Annotated in this window: 1 protein-coding gene, 1 tRNA gene and 1 rRNA gene; 1 reads left to right on the top strand and 2 read right to left on the bottom strand. The window is 46.5% G+C overall.

Annotation, left to right across the window (positions count from 1 at the left end; all coding sequences use genetic code 11):
• Together G465_RS0112630 and rnr are read right to left on the bottom strand one after the other, a co-directional pair.
• Positions 1-247: ribosomal RNA gene (locus G465_RS0112630) — 16S ribosomal RNA — on the bottom strand; the annotation flags it as partial.
• 233 nt (positions 248-480) lie between these two features.
• Positions 481-2,703 carry a ribonuclease R gene (gene rnr / locus G465_RS14810; RefSeq protein ID WP_022654795.1) on the bottom strand — a complete coding sequence of 741 codons (2,223 nt, stop codon included), beginning with the start codon at positions 2,701-2,703 and terminating at the stop codon, positions 481-483.
• A gap of 84 nt (positions 2,704-2,787) precedes the next feature.
• Between rnr and G465_RS0112620 the strand changes: the two genes are divergently transcribed.
• Positions 2,788-2,874 (top strand) — tRNA-Leu (locus G465_RS0112620).
• Positions 2,875-2,881: the final 7 nt, after the last annotated feature.

The raw sequence follows: 2,881 nt of genomic DNA, 5'->3' as shown, positions 1-2,881 counted from the left end.
AACTAGCTAATCAGACGTCGGCCGCTCGAATAACGCCAGGTCTTTCGATCCCCAGCTTTCCTCCTCAGAGCGTATGCGGTATTAGCACACCTTTCGATGCGTTATCCCCCATTACTCGGCACGTTCCGACGCATTACTCACCCGTTCGCCACTCGTCAGCGGTGCGAGGTCCCTGTTACCGTTCGACTTGCATGTGTAAAGCATGCCGCCAGCGTTCAATCTGAGCCAGGATCAAACTCTTCAGTTCAATCTCTGTTTAAACTTATTTTCGCTCACAAAACTCAATACTGACGTATTTTGTTGTGCAAGCGCTTGATGTCCAAGCACACCTATCGGTTGTATTCTGTTAAAGATCAATCAAACAAACGCTGTTTGCTGCTGCTGTGTTGCAGCGAGGAAGCGAACTATACCCACTCCCTCTCACATCGTCAAGCGAACGTGACGAAAAAAACCTAAAAAAAAGACAATCCTCTGTTTTTATTATGATCTTTTTCTTCTGTTTTTATTAGCCTGAGGACGAGGCACTTGTTTTTTTACGAGGGTAAAGTCTATTTTCAGTTGGTCCAGATCGACACGAGCCACTTTCACCTGCAAGGTATCGCCCAAACGATAGGTTAAGCCGCTACCTTCACCGACGATGGCATGGCGTTCCGCATCGTGATGAAAATAATCTTCCCCGAGCTCAGAAATATGAACCAATCCTTCGGTGTAGATCTCGTCAAGAAGGATAAACAACCCAAAAGACGTCACGGCTGTCACCTTACCGCTGAAAGCTTCACCTAAGTGTTGCTGCATATAGTGACATTTGAGCCACGTTTCGACTTCTCGACTTGCTTCATCAGCACGACGCTCGGTCATAGAACACTGAACACCCATCTCTTGCCACTTTTTCAATGGCCGGTATTTTGTTTCGTTTAAAATAGCCTTAATCGTACGATGCACCAATAAATCCGGATAACGACGAATCGGCGAAGTAAAGTGGGTATATGCCTCATAGGCCAAACCGAAATGGCCTTTTTGTTCTGGGGTATAGACAGCTTGCTGCATCGAACGCAACATGACTGTTTGTAATACTGCGGCATCTGGACGATTTTTCACTTGTTCGGCCAACTGAGCATAATCAGCGGTGGTAGGCTCATCGCCTCCTTCAAGCGACAGGCCAGACAGTTTCAAGAATGCGCGAAGATTTTTTAATTTTTCTGGTGTAGGCCCTTCGTGCACTCGGAACAGACATTTACGTTTGGCCTGCAAAATAAATTCTGCCGCACACACATTTGCTGCCAACATACATTCTTCAATCAGACGATGGGCTTCGTTACGCTGCACAGGTACAATTTTGTCGATTTTGCCCTGCTCGTTAAATACAATTTGTGTTTCAACAGTATCAAAGTCGATCGCACCACGCTTTTGACGATTTGCAGCAAGCAGACGATAAACTTCAAATAGATGTTGCAAATGAGGTAACAGCGTTGGAGGTGCTTCAGCAGCCCCCTCGGTCAACCAATGCCACACTTGGTTGTATGTTAATCGTGCCTGTGATTTCATCACTGCAGGATAAAACCGATAGTGCTTCACTTTGCCTTTAGCACTTAGCTGCATATCACACACCATACACAGCCGTTCGACTTGCGGATTCAAAGAACAAATTCCGTTAGACAAAGCTTCAGGCAACATCGGAATCACTCGGCGAGGGAAATACACCGAGTTACCCCGACTAAAACTGTCTTGATCGAGGGCATCATTAGGCAACACATAGTGACTGACATCCGCAATTGCCACAATCAGACGCCATCCCTTACCTTGCCGCTCGGCAAAAACAGCATCATCAAAATCACGCGCGGTTTCGCCGTCAATCGTGACCAAAGGCAAATGTCGTAAATCTTCGCGTTCTTTTAGATCTTTTTTACGCACCTTACTTGGTGTGCTTTGTGCCTGTTCTAACGCAGCAGCTGAGAATTGATAGGGCAGAGCATGTTTGCGTAGTGCAATCTCTATTTCAATGCCAGAATCACCCACATTTCCTAAAATTTCACAGACACGCCCCATGGGTTGCACATGAGGTGCCGGCTGAACCAGCAATTCAGCCACAACAACTTGCCCAACTTGGGCCAATAAGTCCGGATTCGGTTCAATCAACACATCTTGATGGATACGTTTATCTTCGGGAATCAAAATCAGCACACCGCGTTCGCTGTGCAAACGCCCAACTAAGGTTTGATGTGCCCGCTCCAGCACTTCAATAATATGGCCTTCGGTACGTCCACGCCGATCAGTACCCGCCTTTTGTACCAAGACACGATCGCCATGTAAGACTTTTTTCATCTCACGTTCAGATAAAAACCAATCTTTACCCCCTTCATCCGGTGTAAAAAAGCCAAAGCCATCGCGATGGCCGATGACCCTACCAGCGACGGCTTCTATTTTTTCTGCCACACAGACAAAACCACGGCGGTTAATCAATACTTGCCCCTCACGCGCCATAGCACGCAAGCGGCGAGTGAAAAAGACCCATTCATCCTCTGTGATCGAAAGCAAGTTACCTAACTCTTGCGTCGATAACGGCACACCACGTTCAGCTAAAACTTGTAAGACAAACTCTCGACTTGGTAAAGGAGAGGGATATTTTTGTTTTTCACGTACTAAAAACGGATCTTGTTCACGCAAACTACCTGTAGAAGATAGCAAATTATGTTTTTTTACCATTGACAGCCCCATAAAAATCCTTATAATTCGGCGTCTGTTTGTGATATCAGATTCACCGATATGGCAAACATAACAGAAAACAGCGCCCAGGTGGCGGAATTGGTAGACGCACTAGGTTCAGGTCCTAGCGCCCGCAAGGGTGTGGAAGTTCGAGTCTTCTCTTGGGCACCACGCTGTT

Source organism: Aquaspirillum serpens DSM 68 (genome assembly GCF_000420525.1).
Lineage (GTDB): Bacteria > Pseudomonadota > Gammaproteobacteria > Burkholderiales > Aquaspirillaceae > Aquaspirillum > Aquaspirillum serpens.
Note: the sequence above shows the minus strand (reverse complement) of the source record. Positions and strands in the feature narration are given on the sequence as shown.

What these genes read in the sequence shown, in the direction of transcription:
- rnr (WP_022654795.1), bottom strand. Translation starts at nt 2,703, where the DNA reads ATGGTAAAAAAACATAATTTGCTATCTTCTACAGGTAGTTTGCGTGAA.